A 19,926-nucleotide genomic window follows, 5' to 3' on the forward strand; every position below is an offset into this window, starting at 1 on the left:
AACCCGGTAACGACAGGGGTGGGAGTCGCTGACGGGAGTCGAAGGGCGGGTGGGAATGTCCCGGTTTCGGGCCCGGGGCGTACGAAATAATCTGGAAAGTTGGCCTATGGGTCGTCAAGAATTGCCATAGGAGTGGCAAGGTGGGCGGAACATCATCGGAAATGTCGGTGGAAATGACAAGGGACGCCCTTTCGAGGCGCCCCTGACAATTTTCATTCGTGTTGTGACCCGGCCTCTCAGGTGAGAGCCGGCTCGCGATCCTGCAGCCTAACCAGAGCCTCATCACGAGTTTGCGCGGCAAGCGCATCGTTTTGTGCCTGGAGCCGGGTGAGTTCTGCCTCCAAGTCACGGATGCGCTGCTGGAGGCGACGCATTTCCGAGACCATACGAGGGTCAGGACCGCCGACGTGGCCGAGTAGAGCCTTCGCCATGGTTAAGGGTCCTCCACGCTGAGTGACCAGACTGGTTCGCGCACTTCAAGCCGCGGGAGGGGTGCGCGTGGTTCTTCTCAAGAGTCGCACCGGCTGCGGAGGCGGTCAAGTTGAACGCTTCACAATGAGCGGCCGATGGACACTGTCGACATGTAAATATACCTCATTTGGGTGGTTTAAGGGAAGGGGCTATCGCTCCACAAAGCCGACAACCGCCCCTTTCGGATCACTCCACCGCTCTATCACACCCGTGACCTGGCCGGGCGTGTCACCCCCACTTAACAGGTCAAGTAACGCGGCGCAAGATTCCCGTGGCCCTTCGGCCACAACCTCAACCCGCCCATCCGGTAAGTTGAGCGCCCATCCGCGCAGCCCGAGCTCCAAGGCCCTCGCCCGCACCCACCAGCGAAAGCCCACACCCTGCACCCGCCCTTTCACCCAGACTGTGAGCCTCACCACACCAAACTCACCCCCAATCCGATCGGACCGAAGCCATCCCGCGCCGACGCAGCCTACGACAAAGCCTCGGTAACAACAGGATCAGGGGCCCCAAAGGTCACATTTCTTCCCTCAGGCCCCATCAGCCCCCGCCGTCACCATGGCCACCTCGAACCCGGCAACAACAAGTTCGGAGGTTCCCGAGGTCCCATCCCGTCCCTCAGGCCCCGCCGTCACCATGATTTCCAACCAGAATCTGGAACTGGTAACAACAGGATCGGAGGTTCCCAGGGTCCCATCCCTTCCCCCGGGCTCCACCATCCCCGCCGTCACCTGGTTTCCCAACGACAGCCGCGGCGCGAACGTGCAGAAAGCACGTCCCACGGCAGCCATCGCGATATATACCCTCTTCGCCCGATATACCCTCACCACCTGCCGTTTCTCGGCCTCGGCTGGCATTTCGGGCAGCTGTAGCTGGATCGGTTCATGAACGCGTCCCGCCGGATCGGGGTGCCACAGCGCGGGCACGGCTCGTCCCGCCGGCCGTACACAGCGAGTGACCGGTCGAAGTAGCCGCTCTCGCCGTTCACGTTCACGTAGAGGCGGTCGAAGGACGTCCCGCCCTCCCCCAGCGCCTCGGTCATCACGCCACGCGCGGCCGTGAGCAGCTCGGCCACCTTCTTGCCGGTCAGCGTCTCAGTCGGGCGCGCCCAGTGCAGCTTGGCCCGCCACAACGCCTCATCCGCATAGATGTTGCCCACACCGCTAATAAGCGACTGATCCAAGAGCGCCCGTTTCACCCCGGTCTGGCGGCGGCGAATCCTGATCGTGAACTCGGCATCGTCGAACGACTCCTCGAAAGGGTCGGGCGCGATATGCGCGATCGGCTCGGGAACGTCACGCGAAGGCCGTACCGCAAGAGGAGAGACCAGCAGATGACCGAACGTGCGCTGATCGACGAAGCGCAACTCAGGGCCGCCGTCGGTGAAGCCGATCCGGACCCGCAGATGTTTCTCCTCGGGCTCTTTCGGCTCGACCATCAAAAGCTGGCCGCTCATCCCCAGATGGGCCATGAGCGCGTCCTCAACCGGTGAATCCCCCTCACGAAGCGGGAGCCACAGGTATTTGCCACGCCGCTCCGCCGACACCACCGTACGGCCGACCAGCAGGTCCGCGAGCGTGCCGGTGTTGCGGCGCACCGCACGCGGATGCAGGACCTCGGCGGAGGCGATCTCCCGCCCGGCCACCCAGCTTTCCAGCCCGCGCCGGACGACCTCAACCTCGGGCAATTCCGGCATCTATGCTCCTGTGTCAGGTTCTGCCGACCGCCGCTTCACGGGCGTCACGCAGGTCGCGGATCGCCGTCCAGGCGGCTTCGGCGGCCTGCTGCTCGGCTTCCTTCTTGCTGCGCCCGGCCCCCGTGCCATACTCCTGCCCACCGACCCGTACGGTCGCCACGAACGATTTGGCGTGGTCTGGACCGCTTTCGTCGACATGGTACTCGGGCACGCCCAGCATCTCCGAGGCGGTCAGCTCCTGCAGCGAGGTCTTCCAGTCGAGCCCGGCCCCGAGCGAGGCGGAACGCTTGATCAGCGGGTCGAACAGCAGGTGCACCACCCGGAAGGCCTCTTCCAGGCCCTTGTCCACGTATACCGTGCCGATCAGGGCCTCCAGCGTGTCCGCCAGGATCGAGGACTTGTCCCGGCCCCCGGTGCCCTCCTCGCCCCGGCCGAGCCGCAGGAACCGCCCCAGATCGAGGGTCCTGGCCACGTCCGCGAGCGCCCGCATGTTGACCACGGCCGCGCGCAACTTCGCCAGCTGGCCCTCGGGCAGATCCGGATGCCCCCGGAACAGGGTGTCGGTGACGACCAGGCCGAGCACCGAGTCGCCCAGGAACTCCAGCCGCTCGTTGGTCGGCAGACCGCCGTTCTCGTACGCATACGAGCGGTGCGTCAGCGCCCGCTCCAGGATCTCGGTGCTGAGCCGGACGTCGAGCACCCGCTCCAGCTCATCGCGGACGGCCTCCACGGCGACGGGCTTGCCAATCATGATCTTCCTCCTCGTGCATGGCAACGCCGAAGCACGGTGGCAGGTGGATCATCTTGACGAAGCCCGAAGGCGTGGTGGGCGTCGGGTACGCACCCGGCGTCCACCACGGCCGCGGGCGAGCCGCCACCGCACGCGCTTCCCTGCGAAGCGCTTGTGAAGCAAGGTAACGCCGACCGGGCCGGTTTGACGACCCGATCGACGCCGGAAATCCCACAAACTCGGCGCGCCCGGAACCGCAGAGCACGCCGGGAATCGCTGAGCGCTTGCTCAGGCCTTCGGCTCGATGACCTGACGGCGGTTGTAGGTGCCGCACTCGGGGCACGCGATGTGCGGGCGCTTGGGCGAGCGGCACTGCGGGCAGCTCACGAGCACGACCGCGGTCGCCTTCCACTGGGACCTGCGGGCGCGGGTGTTGCTCCGCGACATTTTCCGCTTGGGAACGGCCACGTCAGGCCTCCTGATCGTCTTCGTTATCGTCTATTTTCAGGCCCTGCAGTGACGCCCACCGGCTGTCCACCCGGTCGTGCCGGTGGTCAGTGCCGGCGTCCGCCAGCTTGACCCCGCACTCCGCGCAGAGCCCCGGGCAGTCCTCACGGCACACCGGACTCAACGGCAGCGCGAGCACCACCGCGTCACGGAACGTCGGCTCCAGATCGAGCAGTTCGCCGTCGAGGAGCGAATCGTCCTCTCCGGCGTCCTCCGCCGAGTAGAAGAAGAGCTCCTGGAACCCGACCTCGATCTCCGAGGTCAGCGGATCCAGACAGCGCGAGCACTCCCCGCTGAGCGGAGCACCCGCCGTGCCCGTCACGAGCACGCCTTCCATCACCGACTCCAGCCGGAGATCCACCTCGACCTCGGCGTCCTTGGGAACACCGATCATGCCGACCGCGAGATCCACCGGCGCCGGAAGCGTCGGACTCATCTTGCGCATCGACCCCGGTCGCCGGCCCAGATCATGAGTTGAAATCACCCAGGGAGCTCGGGGGTCGAGGCGTGGCAGACTCATCCTGCTTTCCATAAGGCATGGCGAATCACCGCCGTCGTGCAAGGCCAGAGTCCAACGATACCAGCCCGGATGGCCGTCCTCAGCCGCGCAGGCGCTCGACCAGGAGCCGCAGAACCAGGTCGGGGACGAGGCCGGAGACGTCGCCGCCGTAGCGGGCGATTTCCTTGAGGCGGCTGGAGGAGAGGAATGAGTATTCCGGGTTGGTGGACATGAAGAGGGTTTCCACGCCGGACATGCGGTAGTTCAGCTGGGCCATCTGGAGTTCGTAGTCGAAGTCGCTGACCGCGCGCAGGCCCTTCACGATGGTCGGGATACCCTGCTGTTTGGCGAAATCGACGAGCAGGCCGTGGAACTTCTCCACCCGGACGTTGCCGTACTCCTTGGTGACCGCCTGGAGCATGTCGATGCGTTCCTCGACGGTGAAGAGGCTCTTCTTCTCGATGTTGATCAGAACGGCGACGACGACTTCGTCGTAGAGCCGGGACGTCCGGCCAATGATGTCGAGATGACCATTGGTGACAGGGTCGAATGACCCCGGACAAACAACTCGGCGCACCACACACCCCTTAGATCGGGCTCATTCGGCGTGACCATACCAAACGGTCGCTTCACCGTAGCGACGGGCCCGGGCCTCCTCGAACCCGGGGGGCCATCGAAGATCCTTCCCTCTCGTCTCGCGCTCGACCGCGATCAACGCGCCGGATGTCAGCCAGCCGTTGTCCCGCAGCGCCAGCAACACCTCGGCCAGCGTCTCGTCGCGCACCGCGTAGGGCGGGTCCGCGAACACGAAGTCGTACGGCTCGGCGCACGGTTGCGCCACCACCCGCTCCACCCGGTCGGCGCGCAACACGGCTCCGGGGAGGCCGAGCGCGGCGATGTTCTCCCGGATCGTCCTGGCGGCCTTCGCGTCCGACTCCACCAGCAGCGCGTGCGACGCGCCGCGGCTCAAGGATTCCAGCCCGACGGCGCCCGACCCCGCGTAGAGGTCGAGGGTCCGCTCCGGCACCCCCAGCAGCGACCCCACGGTGGCGAAAAGCCCTTCCCTGGCGCGGTCGCTGGTCGGCCGGGTGCCCTTTCCCGGTGGTACGGCAAGCCGCCGGCCGCCCGCACTTCCTGCGATGACCCTGGTCATCTGCTCATTATCCCTGGTCAAGAGTGAGTAAGAGGTGGCGAGAAATAGGTAAGGGTGATTCCCTCCACCCGCACCTGCCTGCAAGATGGGTCTTGCGGCCTTCACGGTGACCCAGGGGAAGGCCGGCCGGCGTGATCGTGAGCCCTTCCGCACGCCGGCGCCCTCGGCACCTGACCCGAGGGTGGGCCCAGCCGGGGACGGCATTCGGGGGGAGGCCGTCCCAAGGCTGGGCCCTGGGTCATTTTGACGCCCAGGGCCCCTTCCGGCCCCCCGCTCAACGCGATTGCTCCCAGACCTACGCCGTTTCGAGACCACACGACCCACCCAACCTGTCTCTTACCGTAGCTCCGCCCTGATTCCCGATCACCGTGGAACTCGCACCCACCCCTTTTGTTCCTCCGCGGGCTCCACCCGTCCGCGCCCGAACCCTCCAACAGACGGCCCTGCGGCCCCTGTCTCTCCCCTAACGGACGAAGTCAGGTTTTTTCCAGAAATTCGGAGCGCTCATCCGTGACCAGGGTGTCGAGTTCCGCCTTGAGCCCGGGATGGGATTCGAGCAGGGGGTCTTCGGTCAGCAGGGAGAGAGCCTCTTCGCGAGCCGATTCGATGACATCCTCGTCGCGCAACAGTTGGAGCATGCGGAGTGAGGACTTGCGGCCGGATTGGGCCGCGCCGAGGACGTCACCCTCGCGGCGCTGTTCGAGGTCCACCCGGGACAGCTCGAAGCCGTCAAGAGTCCGGGCCACGGCGTCGAGCCGCAGGCGGGCCGGAGTGTCGGGAACGGCTTCGCTGACCAGGAGGCACAGGCCGGGGAGGCCACCCCGCCCGACGCGGCCGCGGAGCTGATGGAGCTGGGAGACGCCAAAGCGATCGGCGTCCATGATGACCATGACGGAAGCGTTGGGCACGTCCACGCCGACCTCGATGACGGTGGTCGCCACGAGCACGTCGACCTCGCCCCTGGCGAAGGAGCGCATGATCGCGTCCTTCTCCTCGGGAGGCAGCTTGCCGTGCAGGACAGCCACGCGGAGACCGTGCAACGGCCCGTCGGCGAGCATCTCGGCGACCTCGACCACCGCCAGCGGCGGCCGCCGCTCCTCGGTGTCCTCCTTGGCCAGATCTCCTTCGTCCCCCTCCTGATCCCCGATACGCGGGCAGACAATGTACGCCTGCCGCCCCAACCCCACTTCCTCCTTGATCCGCTCCCACGTCCGCTGGAGATAGTGCGGCTTCTCCGCCGCCGGAACCACGTGCGTCGTGATCGGCGCCCGCCCCGACGGCAGCTGGCTGAGCGTGGACACCTCAAGATCCCCGAAGACGGTCATCGCGACCGTGCGCGGGATCGGCGTGGCGGTCATCACCAGCACGTGCGGCCGCCCGCCCTGGGACTTCTCCCGCAACGCGTCCCGCTGCTCGACGCCGAACCGGTGCTGCTCGTCCACGACCACCAGGCCGAGGTCGGCGAACTGCACCTTGTCCTGGAGCAGCGCGTGGGTGCCCACCACGATCCCGGCCGCCCCCGAGGCCGCGTCAAGCAGATTGGAGCGCCGGGCCGCCGCACCCATCGAACCGGTCAGCAGCGCCACCCCGGTCCCCCCGAACATGCCGCCCCCGGCCAGGTCGCCCAGCATCGCGACGATCGAGCGGTGATGTTGCTGGGCCAGGACCTCGGTCGGCGCGAGCAGGGCCGCCTGCCCGCCGGAGTCCACCACCTGCAGCATCGCCCGCAGCGCGACCACGGTCTTGCCCGCGCCGACCTCGCCCTGCAGCAGCCGGTGCATGGGATGTTCGCTCCCGAGATCGGCGGAGATCTCCTCGCCGACCTCACGCTGCCCGTCGGTCAGCCGGAACGGCAGCCGCGCGTCGAAATCGGCGAGCAGGCCGCTCTCCTTGCCCGGCCGCGCCGTGGCGGGCCACTGTGCCGCCGCGATCCTGCGCCGCACCAGCACCGCCTGCAGCAGGAACGCCTCATCGAACTTGAGCCGCTTCTTGGCCCGCGCGATGTCGCCGTGGTCACGCGGCCGGTGAATGGCCTTCAGCGCGTCCGTCAGGCCCGGCAGGCCCAGCCGCCTGCGCATCGCCGGAGGCAGTGGATCATCGAGTTCGAGCACGTCCAGCACGGTCCGGACCGCGCGCTGGATCTTCCAGGTGGCCAGGTTCTGCGCCGACGGGTAGATCGGCACGGGCGCGGTGCTGAACTCCTCGGCGGTCTCCTCGTCCTCGGTCACATAGTCCGGATGGGTGAGCGACCGCCGCTTGACCCCATTCGGCGCAGCGAAAACGTTGACTTTTCCGGAAAAGAAGGCTTCGGTCCCGGGCAGCAGCCGCTGCTCCGCCACGTACGCCCCCTTGCCGAAGAACGCGAGCCGCAGCCGGTCTTTCCCGTCGGTCACCTCGACATCCAGCCAGGTGCCCTGCCGGTTCTTCATCGGCCGCCGCTGCACGGCCGACACCCGCCCGACCACGGTGACATGATCATCATGCTCCAGCGAGGCGATCGGCGTGAGCTCCCCCCGCTCCGCATACCGCCGCGGATAGTGACGCAGCAGCTCACCCACGGTGCTGATCCCCAGCGCACTCTCCAACGGCGCAGCCGTCTTGTCCCCCACCGCGAGCTTCAACGACTCATCGAACCTGGTCACGTCAACCAGTTCTACCGCGCATCCCCGACAACAATCACTCCACCCCGATGAGCAGCGGATACCCGCCCTGCCCACCTTCGTAATGCACAACCTCAATATCCGGACGAACAACCCCAAGATGGTCTTGTACGACTTCCGCCAACGACCCCCCAGAATCCGCCCCAGACACCAGCGTCACCAACTCACTACTGGCGGACACCATGCGATCCACGACTTCAACCGCAACCTCCGCGACAGCCGTACCGATAAGGGAAACATCTCCGTCCACCACCCCCAGCACATCCCCCGGACGGCACAACCCCGCGCTCGTCATCGCCTCCCGGTTGGCCACCCACACATGCCCATGCCGGGTATGCCCAGCCGCGTCCGTCATAGCGACCACATCATCATCAAACCGCCGCAACGGATCATGTACGGCTAACGCCGCCAACCCCTGCACAGACGCCTTGGTCGGCAGCACGCTCACCGTCACCCCCTCCTCCCGGGCGATCTCCGCCGCCGCCACGGCCACCGCCCGGACCCCGCTGTCGTTGGGCAGCACGACCACTTCAGTCCCCGCGCCCCTGATCGCCGCCAGCACGGCCGCCAGCGCCGGGCTCGCCCCCGGCTCCCGCCGCACCACCACGGCCCCGGCCTCCCGGAACAGCCCCGTCAGCCCATCCCCGGCCGCCACCGCGACCACGCCACGCCCCCGGCTGGGCTCCTGCGTCCGCCCGCCGAGATACGTCACCTTGATCCGGTGTGGCCGCCCAGCTCCCAACCCCGCCTCAATCGCCGACCCGGCATCGTCGACGTGCACGTGCACGTTCCACAGCCCGTCCCCGCCAATGATCACGAGCGAGTCCCCGAGCCCGTCCAGTTCCGCCCGCAGGCGATCGATCGCCTCCTGCCCGGCGTCGAGCAGGTACATGACTTCGTATCCAGGCTGCCCCTGTTCGGGGGCCGGCCTGTGATCGGAGGCGGGCGCGGGCACGTCATGACGCTCGGCGTACGCGTCGGCGACCACGTCGGCCAGGATCTCCAGGATGATCGTCAGTCCGGCGCCGCCCGCGTCCACGACGCCGTTGCGGCCGAGCACATCTAGTTGCCCGGTGGTCCGCAGCAGCGCCTGCCGGGCCGCCCGGGCCGCCGATCCGGCCACCTCGGGCAGATCGCCGTCCCGCTCGCGCACCGCGTCCGCCGCGGCGGCGAGCACGCTCAACACGGTTCCCTCGACTGGCCGTACCACCGCGGACCTGGCCATTTCGGCGCCACGCACCAGCGCGTCCCGGACGTCGTCGCCGCGACCCTCGGCCTGCCGCAGCACCTCGGCCATGCCGCGGAGCGCCTGGCTGACGATCACTCCCGAGTTCCCGCGCGCGCCCAGTAACGCCCCCTGCGCCAGGGTCCGCCAGGTCAGGTCGGCGTCCGCGTCCTCGGCGAGACCCGCCAGCGCGTCGGCCGCCGCCAGCATCGTCAGATGCAGGTTCGTGCCCGTGTCCCCATCCGGCACCGGGAACACGTTCAGCGCGTCGATCTCGGCCCGCGCCCGGGCCAGCGCGTCGGCAGAACGCCGTACCCAGCCGCGGACGGCCCCCGGATCGAGCACCTTCAGCATTGACCGGCCCTCATTTCGCACCGTCGCCCAACCGCGTCCCGGCGCTCCCCCGATGCGCTACCGTTGGCAGATACGAGGTTATCCCGTCTCCGCCGCGCCTTCGTTTCGCGTGTTTGGGCGGACATCGGCTATCCTCGTGTGGCCAGCCGGTTGTCCCGGCATGCTCGGATGAGCTGATCTAAGACTTGATCCTGAAGGAGCGATGACCGTGGCTTCCGTCTGCGACATCTGCGCTAAGAAGCCGATTTTCGGCAACAACGTCTCCCACTCGCACCGCCGCACCCGGCGCAACTGGAAGCCGAACATCCAGACCGTCCGCGCGACGGTCAACGGAACGCCGAAGCGGCTCAACGTGTGCACTTCCTGCATCAAGGCAGGCAAAGTCACCCGCTAGCACCCGCGACTCCAAACCCGTCACCCGTCGGTGGCGGGTTTCGCATTGCCGAGCCTCCGAACCGGCTTCAGCCGCGTAGTTCACGGGCGGCTCCTTCCAGGTAGAAGCGTTCGAGATCGGCCTCGGCGGCAAGGTCGGCGATTGCTGTGTCGATTTCCTGTACGAGGGAGTCGTGCTCGTTGGTGTGCCCAAGCCAGCGCGCCAACACATAGTGCCACCAGAATCCGCGAACAGCCTCGGGTTCGGCGTCCGCGACAGCTTCGATGTTCTCTTTCGTCCCCGTCAGGACATTGCCGAACGCGATGGAGAACGATGGAAAGACTGACCTGGACTCGTCAATGAAATAGCGAGACAGGTACCCCACCGCGAGGCCCCTCGCCTCGTGGACGGTCTGCGTGGTGTATCCACTGGGGTGGGCGTTCTGCTCCATTTCCGGGAAATGCCAGAAGGCATAGTCTTTGTAAGCGGGTCTTTGTCGCGTCACCGTGTGCCGCACCGAGCACACATCGGACCGCACCGTGGCGGGCGTCGCATGCGGCAGTTCGGCGCTCTGTGATTCAACGTCGGCTCTGGTCGCCGGAGTGGCGTCCAGAATGCTGGCGGTAACCGCAAGCCAGCAATGCTGGGCACTCGAGGCCAGCTCCAGCAGCCGCTGAGCCTCGTCGAACTCACCGAGCTCCAGGTAGAGCCTGCCCAGCTCATGGACGAGCCATGGATGGTGCGGGCCGATTATTCGGAGTATTCCCTCGGCCACCGCAACGATCTTCTTCATTTCGGCGGCATCGGTCACGCCCGCGGACCAGTGGAGTAACGCGCAGACCAGGTCGTCGACAGTCCGCTGCCCAGGATAATGGAAGAACAGATCGCCGTACCTGTAGCCGTGGAGCGTGCTGAAATGACGGCCGGTGTCTGGCGCGTGGGCATACGGCGGAGCGGGTTTGGGCAACGGAACACCGTCCAACGCGTCCAGCAGAACCCGTAGGCCACGATAACCGTGGACGAACGTGTACGGCCGTCGGCGTGCGCGTTCGGCGACGACTGACGTGAGCATCGCGGCCGCCCGGTCGAGCACGGCCACGAAGCCGCTCTCCACGCCTCCATCATCACCGCCATGAGTCGCGAAAATCAGGAGATTACGGCTGGCGATCTCCACGATAACCGGGAACTTGACCTCAGCGATATCGCCGCAGGTGTCACACTGGATCTTCCCGAGCCGGTCTTCGTCCAGCGTCCGGCGGAAATCGGGCCACTCATCGAGGTCGACATAGTAGAAGCTGTCGAACACGAAGCGCCCAGCACAGGACTCGTGCGGAACGCTGCCGCGATAAATGGCCATACCCGGTGCCTGACGAAGCCGCTCGGACACCAGCATCAATCTTCTCCCGCTGCCTCACGCATTCGGCGGATGACACTAAGAAGTCCGGCCGCGCTCTGCGCGGGAAAATTGATCGCAAACGACGTCGACGCAGCGGTTCGCCGCTCCCCGGCGCCCAACTCGTGCCAGCATGCCAGCAAGTCGAGTTCCAGCACATAGCCTTCGGGGCCGTCGATCTTCAGCAAGAATCCGTCGGTTTCTCCGGCGGCGAGAACATGATGACGGTCGAGCAACTCGACGCTGGTGGTATCGGGGGTGATACGGGCATGCAGGAAGTATTCGTCCACGGGGGCCGCCGTCACCAAGCCCAGGGTTTCCATGAGGGACACACGATTGATCACTCGCAATATCAGCGAAGTGAGCTTGAGCGACTGGGTCCCGCCGTTGGAAACGGTGAAGCGCACCTCACCCGCCGGTATCCACATGTTCGGATCTTCGACAGAGCCGACATCGAGGATGAACTGTCCGGCCTCCGGTGCGGTCTTCGGCCGCGCGGCCTCCCGTTCCGCCTGATCGCGGAGTGCGAGCAGCGCTTCAACGTCGGTGCGCAGGGCCTGGGCGAGGCGGGTGACGGTTCGAATGGTGGGGACCTTGGAGCCGTTCAGAGCCTGGCTGACGATCGTCCTGCTCAGCCCCGCGCGGGTCGCGAAAGCTTGTGTCGTCCAGCCCTTCGTGGCCAATATCCGTCGCAACTCGACCCCGAGCGCGCGCAGCGGGCTTTCAGACGAATCATCCATGTGATCTCCCCGCATCTCTGTTCGCTTTTGTTCAGGTGAACAGCGCCGAACGCGGTTGCCGCCAGCCTATTGGTGACGGCATCAGGAGGTCACGTGAGTTCTAAATCAGCCCTCGCCGCAGTGGTCGTGCTATCCCTCTGCGTTGCGATCTTATTCGCCGGGCTAGCCGGAGTGGCGGCATTCTTATGCTCGCGTGCTTTCGGCTCGACAAGCGCCGCATCGGCGCGCGCGGGAGCGACGGCCTTCACCGCGACGCTGACGTTGAGCCTGGGTGTTCTCGCGCTGGTCGCTCAAACACTCGGCTGATGGTCCCAGTGCCTGCTGGGTGCCATAACCGTGCCCATGAACCACGCCCTAATTCTTGTCGGCGCGCCAATGCCAGGCATGGTCCACGGGGCCGATTCCAGCGCCCAAGGGGAACCCGTTCGCGATCGCGCCGGTGACATAGGCCTTGGCCTGCCGTACCGCGTCCGGGATGGTTTCGCCCAGGGCGAGGTATGACGCGATGGCCGAGGCCAGGGTGCAACCGGTTCCGTGGGTGTGGCGGTTGTCCAGGCGTTCGGCGTGGTACCGATGTTCGGTCGTGCCGTCCGTGAGCAGGTCGACGGCCTCCCCGGGCAGGTGGCCGCCCTTGATGAGCGCCCATCGGGGTCCGAGCGCCAGGACCGCGTCGGCCGCCCGGCGAAGATCGTCCTCGCCTTCGACCTTGACGCCGGTGAGTTGCTCGACCTCCCACAGGTTCGGCGTGACCACGGTGGCCGTCGGCAGCAACCTGGACTTCACGGTCTCCACCGCCTCCGGCGCGAGCAGCGAGTCTCCGTGCTTGGACACCCCGACAGGATCGACGACCACGGGCGCGTCCAGGCCGGCGAGCACCTCGGCCACCGTCTCCACCAGAACCGGTGACGCCAGCATGCCGGTCTTCACGGCCTGCGCCCCGATGTCCCCCAGCACCGAGTCCAGCTGCGCGCGGACCGCCTCCGGCGGCAACTCCCAGTACCCCTGAACCCCCACCGAGTTCTGCGCGGTCACCGCGGCGATCACGCTCATCCCGTGCGTGCCGAGCGCCAGCATCGTCTTCAGATCGGCCTGGATCCCCGCACCACCACCGGAATCCGAGCCCGCGACCGTCAACACACGAGGAGGAGTCATACCCCAATCCAACCAGGCTCGCCCAACCATCGATGGCCGGGTCGTGCGGTGGCTCGGAGCGTCGCGCCTCAGGAGAAGAAGTCGAACTCGCCGTCCTTGACGCCGCCGACGAACGCCTCCCACTCAGCGCGGGTATAAATGATCACCTCACCGTCGCGGTGCCGGCTGTGCCGTACCGCCACCCGGCCAGTGCCGTCAGCAAGCGGACCCGCCTCGACGCACTGCCCGACCCCGTTGGAACTCCTTGAACTGATGTGCCATGCGACACTTGGCAACCCATCCATGCCGCGTCCTCCCGTATCGCCTACCCGAACCGCTTCGCGGCGTTCCGGATGAACTTCGCCGAAGCGTCCGGAATCAAGGCGATTGTTTGAAGGGAATCATACGTTCGCATGAAACTGTCGGCCCCGTCTGATTCGGCGTAGACAGCACCTCCTCGGGTTTCGGCATAGGCCACATCGGGATATGGGTCTGGCATATCGAAGATCAGGAAACCACCGTTAGGACTCGCGTGCGCCCCCACGCTGAACGGCACGATTCGCACCTCCACGTCGGGCCGGTCCGCGGCCAGCGCCAACCTCCTCAGCTGGGCTGACATAACCCGAGGGCCGCCGATGACCCGGTGCATCAGGGCCTCGTCGAGGATCATTTCGATGCGTGGGTGCGGGTCTGATTCCAGCATCTTTTGTCTGGCCATCCTGAACTCCAGCCATTGGTTAATACGTTCGGGGCTGGCGTCCGCGTCACCTGCCGTAATGACCGCCGAAGCGTACTCGCGGGTCTGAAAGAGGCCTGGAATTACCATCGGTTCATAGATACGGATTCGTTCTGCCCGTGACTCCAGCCAGGCTCGATCGAGCATGCCGCCGAGCGCCTCCGGCGTATAACCATCCCACCAGCCGGTCTGCCAGACTTCGCGGCTGAGGCGTTCCATTCCCTCGCGTTTGGCCTCGTTACTAATGCCGTACAGATTGAGCAGGGCTATCACGTCCGGGGTACGGGCGGGCACGAGGCCGCTCTCGATGCGGCTGATGGTGGCGGGGTCGCGCTGGATGTAGTCTCCGGCGTCTCGCAGGGTGAGCTTCGCCGCCTCGCGGAGCTCCCGTAGTTGTTTGCCCAGCCACTGCGTACGTAGCGTCGGACCTCGTCTGCCGGCCATCGCGAACCACCCCTTCTCGGACTTAGCCACGCACAGGTCATCGTGAGACCAGCGGATCCAACGTGACTCTCAGCATTCTCCGCAAAACAGAAAGGAATCGGACCCCTTTTGGCCTGCTGCCTTTTCCGAATCCGCGTCGCTTGAAGGGGCTTATCCCCGGAGCTCGGTCAGCCGGGTGGCCAGCTGGTCTACCTCGGCGTCCTCGGGGAACAGGACGCGGGGCCACCAAGGGGGTGGGGGCTGGCCGGGGATGCCGCCGAGGATTCCGCCGACGATGGCGGCGACGGTGTCCGTGTCGCCGCCGAGGGTTACCGCGTAGGTCAGGGCGGTGGTGAGGTCGGTGGAGTGGTGGATGGTGTGGACGACGGCGGTGATGGTGGGGGCGGCCAGGATGGGGATGCCGTCGGGGGGTGGGGTCCAGGCGCCGGTGGCCGCCTGGTGGATGGGGGCGAAGTCGGGGAGGGCGAGGTGGGTGGCTTCGTCGATGGCGGCGGGGAGGATTCTGGCGGGGTCTTCGAGGGCTTGGGTGGCCATGGCGGAGACGATGGAGGCCGCGCCGATGGAGACGGGGTGCGGGTGGGTGCCTCGGGAGAGTTCGTGGACCAGGGTGCGGCGGCGGTCGGGGTCGGTCGGGGGGACGATCCAGCCGACGGGGGCGATGCGCATGGCTGCGCCGTTGCTGGCCCGGCTTTGTGGGGATATTTCGGGGAATGTGTGGGTGGCTGTGTAGTGCTTGAGGGCTCGGCGGGTGGTAGAGCCCATGCCGCGGATCTGGTCGGCTTCGGCGGAGAGGCGGCGCATGAACTCGTCCGCGGTGGGGGCTCCTGCGGTGTCGGCGAGGAGGCGGGCGACGATCATGGTCTGGCTGGTGTCGTCGGAGGTGGCGCCGCTGGGCCAGCCACGGCTGGCGGGCAGGTCGAAGAGGCGGGTGCGGTCGATGCGCTCGGGTGGCGCGGTCTCCCACGGCACGCCGAGCGCGTCTCCGGCGGCCAGGCCGCGAATCGCCGCCGCGATTTGAGGCGAGGTGATCACGCTCAGAGCGTGGGGGGTGCGGCGATGGTGCAGTCGCCGCCGGTCAGGACGCAGCCGGACAGGGTGATGGGAGAGCCGTTGGCGATCATTTCGACGACGAGTTCCTCGCCGGCGAGGAGGGGGGCGACAGAGGTGAGAATGAGTTGCCCGCCCTGGACCTCCCACTGCGCGCCCTCAACGGTGAGGACCTCACCGCTGACGGGTATTGCGAGGCGAAGGTCGGAAATATCCTCCTTGCCGCTCAGAACGACGATGCGGGCGGCGTAGCCGTCAAAATCCTCTTGGGTCACCTCGAAGGCGACGGTCACGGCGGGGGCCGCCACGCGGAGCGTGTTCCCGTCGGCTGGCGCATCGTCGTTGCTCGACGGACCGCCACCCTCTTCGAGGCTGGTCCCTACGGGAACCTCGTCGTCGTCTTCGGTCGCTGTGGGCGTGGGCGACTTCTTGGGCTTCGGCGAGTTCGTACGGCTAGGCGTTGGTTTCGCCTGCACGATTGCGGGGGCCGTGGATTTAGGGGTGGGCTTCGGCTTCGGCTTGTCCGCTGTTGGGGAGGGCGACGACTCCTCCGGCGTGGCGAAATCAGTGGCCGACGGCTGGGGGACGGCCGGGGCCGCTCCGCATCCCCCCGGCTCGCAACTGGCCGCGGGCGGTTCCAAAACCAGGTTGGTACGGTCTCCGACCAGCCTCACCCCGGCGAACGTGACCCCCACCGCCACCAGCACCGACAGCCCGGACAACAACGCGGTCCGCCCGAAACGTCTCCGAGCGCCATGTTCGGTGAACACGTCCGGGCCGCTGTCACGCGACTTCCCGGAAAGCTCCACAGCGACACCGGAAGATTCCTCGGGCGGCCAGCGATAGTCGACCTGCGCCTTGGGCACAACCGCCAGATCGGCGCGCGTCGCCTCCCCAGACGAGTCATCCGAACTCTGCGAGTCACCTGAACCCCACGTGGCGTCCGAACCCCAGGAGGTGCCCGAACCCCACGTGGCGTCCGAACCCCGCAAAGCATCCGAACCCCGCGAGCCGTCCGAACCCCGCGAGGCGTCTGAGCCCCGCGAGGCGTCCGAACCCCGCAAAGCATCCGAACCCCGCGAGGCGTCCGAACCCCGCAAAGCATCCGAACCCCGCAAAGCATCCGAACCCCGCGAGGCGTCCGAACCCGGCGAGGCGTCCGAACCGTCTGTGGGACCAAAGGGTGATCCTGGCCCGAAGCCCGCCGCCTCGGGAAATCCCGTCTCGGCAGGCGCGTAGGGGTTTCGTGGCTTGCGCCGGAATGGTGTCACCACTCCCGAGGGCGGCCCTTGATCCGACGGCTCGGCAGGGCGCTTGCGCTTGGGCGGGAGGTCCCAGCGGTAGGCCGGGTGAATGGCCGGACGATCCTCTTCGGCGGGCGGAGGCACGACAGGGCCCGCGTACCCAGGACGCCCGACGTTATCGGCATGCCCCGCAGGTCCAGAGTGCCCGGCCTGCCCAGGATGGCCAACCTGCCCGGCCTGCCCGGGACGGCCGGAGCGCCCAGCCTGCCCGGCTAGCCCAGCCTGCCCGGCCTGCCCAGGGTGCCCGGCCTGCCCAGGGTGCCCGGTGTTATCGGCATGCGCAGAGCGGCCGGGGTGACCGGTGTCCTCCGGCCAGCGGTAGGTGAGCTCAGGGCCGTCTCCGGTCAGGTGCCCGAGCCACCGGTCGAAGCCATCCTCGGAATCAGGGGAAGTGTGCTGGTCAGATGTGGCGTCCGCGGACGTGCTCGAATGGTCGGTATTGGGATTATCCCCATCACCGCTATCTCGTCCTGTCCTGTGACGACCCATGACGGTCCTTCCTGTTGGCGACCGTCATACTTCATAACAGATCTAAAACGCCTTTGTCACAAATTTCACATCATCCCCTGAAGTGATCCCATCCCCCGGGGGCCTCCGCACGCCCTTTGACCTGCACTCCCTGGCCTTGAACGATTTCTCCGACAACCTGCCAGGGGGGCGGAAGGCGTACCTCCGGAGGGAACACCGCAGCGAGCGCATGATCCTCACCCCCCGTGAGAATCCAGTCCAGCGGATCGACCCCCAGGTAGCGGGCCGCTTCGACAAGAATCGCAGGCACCCGGAAGGCCGCCGGCTCCACAACCACCCCGACCCCACTGGCCGCGGCGATATGCCCAAGATCCTGCACAAGCCCATCACTGACATCCACCATCGCGGTCGCCCCCAACGCCGCCGCCCGAGGCCCTTGCGCGTAGGGCGGCTCCGGACGACGATGCGCCAACAGCAACTCCTCGAACGAATCGACAGGGAAGGACCCACCCACCCAGCCCTTTGTTTCCCCTCGGGCTCCGCCCGCCCCCGCCCGCGTCGTGGCGGTGCCTGCGGAGAGTAGGGCCAGGCCGGCTGCCGCATACCCGAGACGCCCAGCGATGGCCACCTGGTCGCCTGGGCGGGCTCCTGAGCGGGTGATTGGGGCGATTCCCGCGAGATCTCCCAAAGCTGTTACCCCGAGGACGATCGTGTCAGAGCGGGCGATGTCGCCGCCTGCCACGCTGGCTCCTACTAGGGCGCATTCGTCGCGGAAGCCGTCGGTTAGGGCGTCTAGCCAGTCGATTGTGGTGTGGGGGGGCATGCCCAAACCCACGAAAAGGGCTGTGGGTGTTGCGCCCATGGCAACGATGTCGGAAAGGTTCTGCGCTGCCGCTTTACGACCGATTTCGTACCCGCTGGACCAATCGAGGCGGAAGTGTCTACCCTCAAGGAGCAGGTCCGTCGTTACGACCACGCGTCGGTCGGGCGCGGCCAGGACCGCAGCGTCGTCACCTGGGCCGAGCAGGACAGACGCACCGTGGGACAGACGCCCCGCAATCCGGCTAATAACACCGAATTCGCCTAGTTCTCCGACTGTGATGTCACACCTCCTGGTGTTCGGGGTACGTTGACCTTTCGGTGGTGATCAATCCCGGGAGGACCTGATGGTGCAGGCCTACATCCTTATCCAGACCGAGGTCGGCAAGGCCGCCAGCGTGGCCAGCGCGATCGCGGCGATTCCCGGTGTCACGCAGGCCGAGGATGTCACCGGTCCGTACGACGTGATCGTCCGGGCCGAGGCCCGCAACGTCGACGAGCTTGGCAAACTCGTGGTGGCCCAGATCCAGGCGGTGGAGGGGATCACGCGTACCCTTACGTGTCCGATTGTCCATATTTGAGATCCTTGATGAAGTCACTGATCGCAGTGTTCGCGCTGGCGGCAGCCGCGTGTTCCGGCGCTGTTCGCGTGGATCCGCCGAGCCCGCCGGCTGAGGCGAAGGTCGCGTGCGAGCGGCTGAGCCAGGCGCTGCCCCGCGAGCTGGACGGGGAGCGCCGGGTGCCGTCCGAGCCTCCGTCCCCGTATGTGGCGGTCTGGGGGGCGGGGCAGATCACGCTGCGCTGTGGCGTGGAACGTCCGGCGGCGATGTCCCCCACGGACATGGTGGACGAGATCAACGGGGTCGGCTGGTATGCCGATCCGTACAAACCCACGCTGTTCACGTCGGTGAACCGGGAGGCGTACGTCCAGGTGACGATCTCGGTCACCCACAAGCCGGGCGACGTCCTGGTGGAACTGGCCGATCCGATCAAGACCACGATTCCCTAGCCCCATATTTCGCGCATGACCCAATTCGCAATCGGTCGACAAAGACGAGCATGATGCGCAAAATACAGGGCTAGCGCAGCCCAGTAGGCCGATGCAAGGCGAGCTGGATCAACCGGTCCACCAGCTGTCCATAGGACAACCCGGTCGCCGCCCACAACTGGGGCGCGACCGACAGCGAGGTGAATCCGGGCATCGTGTTGATCTCGTTCAGGATCAGCTCGCCCGACGGCGTGTAGAAGAAGTCCACGCGGGACAGCCCCTCGCAGCCCAGCGCCTCGTACGCGCGGATCGCCATCGCCCGCAGCTCCGCCGTGGTCCCGGCCGGGAGGTCCGCCGGCACCTCCAGCGCCATCTGATCAGCGTAGTACTTGGCCTCGAAGTCGAAGAACTCCTGCCCGCCCTGGACCAGCACCTCGCCGGGCAGGCTCGCCTCCGGCGCGGCGTCGCCGAGCGACTCCAGCACCGCGCACTCGATCTCCCGCCCGCCGATGGCGGCCTCCACCAGCACCTTCGGATCGTGCTCCCGGGCGAACTCGACCGCCGCCTCCAGCTCCTCCTGCGTACTCGCCTTGCGGATGCCCTGCGATGATCCGGCCCGCGCGGGCTTGACGAACACCGGCCAGCCCAGCTCCTCGATCTCCTTGAGCACCCGGGGCCGATCGGTCCGCCAGGCCCGGTCCGGCACCACGACATAGGGCCCGACCGGCAGCCCCGCCGACTTCAGCACCAGTTTCATGTACGCCTTGTCCATGCCGACCGCGCTGGCCAGCACCCCAGAACCGACATACGGCACACCCGCCATCTCCAGCAATCCCTGCAGCGTGCCGTCCTCCCCGAACGGCCCGTGCAGCACCGGGAACACCACGTCCACATTCCCCAGCGAGCGCGGGATCTCCCCCGGCTCAAGCGCCACCACGCTCCTGGAGGCGGACGGCAGCGCCAGCTCCGCGCCCGAGGTGTCCACTTCGGGCAGCCGGGTGCCCTCGATCGCGTAACTCTGGTCCGGCGCGGCCAGCACCCAGCGGCCATCCTGGGCGATCCCGATCGGCACGACCTCGTACGCGTCCCGGTCGATCACCTCAAGCACGCTGCCCGCCCCCATCAGGGAAACCGCGTGCTCCGAGTTGCGCCCGCCGAATACCACCGCTACGCGAATCTTGCTCATGA

General features: G+C 66.9%; 22 protein-coding genes. 3 read left to right on the plus strand and 19 right to left on the minus strand.

The window, feature by feature from the left end:
• Nucleotides 1–236: 236 nt before the first annotated feature.
• The 10 genes from Aple_RS55300 to fakA form a co-directional block, all read right to left on the minus strand.
• A complete protein-coding gene (locus tag Aple_RS55300; protein ID WP_155336276.1) occupies nt 237–431 on the minus strand; it encodes a hypothetical protein in 195 nt (64 codons plus the stop codon).
• Nucleotides 432–620: 189 nt separating this feature from the next.
• Nucleotides 621–890 (minus strand): acylphosphatase, encoded by a 270-nt coding sequence (locus Aple_RS48140; protein WP_155351506.1) that lies wholly within the window; start codon nt 888–890, stop codon nt 621–623.
• 404 nt (nt 891–1,294) lie between these two features.
• The gene (mutM, locus tag Aple_RS48145) at nt 1,295–2,167 is read right to left on the minus strand and encodes a bifunctional DNA-formamidopyrimidine glycosylase/DNA-(apurinic or apyrimidinic site) lyase (RefSeq protein WP_155351507.1); all 873 of its coding nucleotides are present in this window, start codon (nt 2,165–2,167) and stop codon (nt 1,295–1,297) included.
• 13 nt (nt 2,168–2,180) lie between these two features.
• Nucleotides 2,181–2,918, minus strand: coding sequence for a ribonuclease III (gene rnc / locus Aple_RS48150; RefSeq protein WP_155351508.1), 738 nt, complete (start codon nt 2,916–2,918; stop codon nt 2,181–2,183).
• A 267-nt stretch (nt 2,919–3,185) separates the two neighbouring features.
• Complete coding sequence (rpmF, locus tag Aple_RS48155; protein ID WP_155351509.1) at nt 3,186–3,365, minus strand: 50S ribosomal protein L32; 180 nt, start codon at nt 3,363–3,365, stop codon at nt 3,186–3,188.
• 1 nt (nt 3,366) lies between these two features.
• Nucleotides 3,367–3,924, minus strand: coding sequence for a YceD family protein (locus Aple_RS48160; RefSeq protein ID WP_155351510.1), 558 nt, complete (start codon nt 3,922–3,924; stop codon nt 3,367–3,369).
• A 79-nt stretch (nt 3,925–4,003) separates the two neighbouring features.
• Complete coding sequence (coaD, locus tag Aple_RS48165) at nt 4,004–4,480, minus strand: pantetheine-phosphate adenylyltransferase (protein WP_155351511.1); 477 nt, start codon at nt 4,478–4,480, stop codon at nt 4,004–4,006.
• A 21-nt stretch (nt 4,481–4,501) separates the two neighbouring features.
• Nucleotides 4,502–5,056, minus strand: coding sequence for a 16S rRNA (guanine(966)-N(2))-methyltransferase RsmD (gene rsmD / locus Aple_RS48170; protein WP_155351512.1), 555 nt, complete (start codon nt 5,054–5,056; stop codon nt 4,502–4,504).
• Nucleotides 5,057–5,532: 476 nt separating this feature from the next.
• Nucleotides 5,533–7,698 (minus strand): ATP-dependent DNA helicase RecG, encoded by a 2,166-nt coding sequence (gene recG / locus Aple_RS48175; RefSeq protein ID WP_155351513.1) that lies wholly within the window; start codon nt 7,696–7,698, stop codon nt 5,533–5,535.
• A gap of 34 nt (nt 7,699–7,732) precedes the next feature.
• On the minus strand, nt 7,733–9,295 hold the full coding sequence (fakA, locus tag Aple_RS48180) for a DAK2 domain-containing protein (protein WP_155351514.1): 1,563 nt from the start codon (nt 9,293–9,295) through the stop codon (nt 7,733–7,735).
• 208 nt (nt 9,296–9,503) lie between these two features.
• On the opposite strand from fakA, the gene rpmB reads away from it, so the two are divergent.
• Nucleotides 9,504–9,689 (plus strand): 50S ribosomal protein L28, encoded by a 186-nt coding sequence (gene rpmB, locus Aple_RS48185; protein ID WP_155336401.1) that lies wholly within the window; start codon nt 9,504–9,506, stop codon nt 9,687–9,689.
• A 67-nt stretch (nt 9,690–9,756) separates the two neighbouring features.
• Here the strand turns inward: rpmB and Aple_RS48190 are convergent, their stop codons facing one another.
• From Aple_RS48190 to Aple_RS48225, 8 genes are all read right to left on the minus strand, one after another.
• On the minus strand, nt 9,757–11,061 hold the full coding sequence (locus Aple_RS48190; RefSeq protein ID WP_155351515.1) for a tetratricopeptide repeat protein: 1,305 nt from the start codon (nt 11,059–11,061) through the stop codon (nt 9,757–9,759).
• The gene (locus Aple_RS48195) at nt 11,061–11,801 is read right to left on the minus strand and encodes a helix-turn-helix domain-containing protein (RefSeq protein WP_155351516.1); all 741 of its coding nucleotides are present in this window, start codon (nt 11,799–11,801) and stop codon (nt 11,061–11,063) included. Before Aple_RS48195 ends, Aple_RS48190 begins: the two co-directional genes overlap by 1 nt.
• A 354-nt stretch (nt 11,802–12,155) precedes the next feature.
• Nucleotides 12,156–12,953: a bifunctional hydroxymethylpyrimidine kinase/phosphomethylpyrimidine kinase gene (thiD, locus tag Aple_RS48200; RefSeq protein WP_155351517.1), complete on the minus strand. Its 798-nt coding sequence runs from the start codon at nt 12,951–12,953 to the stop codon at nt 12,156–12,158.
• A 68-nt stretch (nt 12,954–13,021) separates the two neighbouring features.
• Nucleotides 13,022–13,237, minus strand: coding sequence for a DUF397 domain-containing protein (locus Aple_RS48205; protein ID WP_155351518.1), 216 nt, complete (start codon nt 13,235–13,237; stop codon nt 13,022–13,024).
• A 20-nt stretch (nt 13,238–13,257) separates the two neighbouring features.
• A complete protein-coding gene (locus tag Aple_RS48210; protein WP_246265492.1) occupies nt 13,258–14,142 on the minus strand; it encodes a helix-turn-helix domain-containing protein in 885 nt (294 codons plus the stop codon).
• A gap of 120 nt (nt 14,143–14,262) precedes the next feature.
• Nucleotides 14,263–15,144 (minus strand): ADP-ribosylglycohydrolase family protein, encoded by an 882-nt coding sequence (locus Aple_RS48215; protein ID WP_170322039.1) that lies wholly within the window; start codon nt 15,142–15,144, stop codon nt 14,263–14,265.
• A 2-nt stretch (nt 15,145–15,146) separates the two neighbouring features.
• Entirely contained in the window at nt 15,147–16,025 is an 879-nt protein-coding gene (locus Aple_RS53990) for a hypothetical protein (RefSeq protein ID WP_218038893.1), read from the minus strand.
• Between the two features lie 997 nt (nt 16,026–17,022).
• Nucleotides 17,023–17,991, minus strand: coding sequence for a thiamine-phosphate kinase (locus tag Aple_RS48225; RefSeq protein ID WP_373869720.1), 969 nt, complete (start codon nt 17,989–17,991; stop codon nt 17,023–17,025).
• 106 nt (nt 17,992–18,097) lie between these two features.
• Here Aple_RS48225 and Aple_RS48230 point away from each other — a divergent pair, with 106 nt between their 5' ends.
• Nucleotides 18,098–18,331, plus strand: coding sequence for an Lrp/AsnC ligand binding domain-containing protein (locus Aple_RS48230; protein WP_155351522.1), 234 nt, complete (start codon nt 18,098–18,100; stop codon nt 18,329–18,331).
• Nucleotides 18,332–18,339: 8 nt separating this feature from the next.
• Complete coding sequence (locus Aple_RS48235) at nt 18,340–18,759, plus strand: DUF3515 domain-containing protein (RefSeq protein ID WP_155351523.1); 420 nt, start codon at nt 18,340–18,342, stop codon at nt 18,757–18,759.
• A gap of 70 nt (nt 18,760–18,829) precedes the next feature.
• Here the strand turns inward: Aple_RS48235 and Aple_RS48240 are convergent, their stop codons facing one another.
• Nucleotides 18,830–19,924, minus strand: coding sequence for a D-alanine--D-alanine ligase family protein (locus Aple_RS48240; protein WP_155351524.1), 1,095 nt, complete (start codon nt 19,922–19,924; stop codon nt 18,830–18,832).
• Nucleotides 19,925–19,926 lie beyond the last annotated feature (2 nt).

Source organism: Acrocarpospora pleiomorpha (assembly GCF_009687885.1).
Taxonomy (GTDB): domain Bacteria; phylum Actinomycetota; class Actinomycetes; order Streptosporangiales; family Streptosporangiaceae; genus Acrocarpospora; species Acrocarpospora pleiomorpha.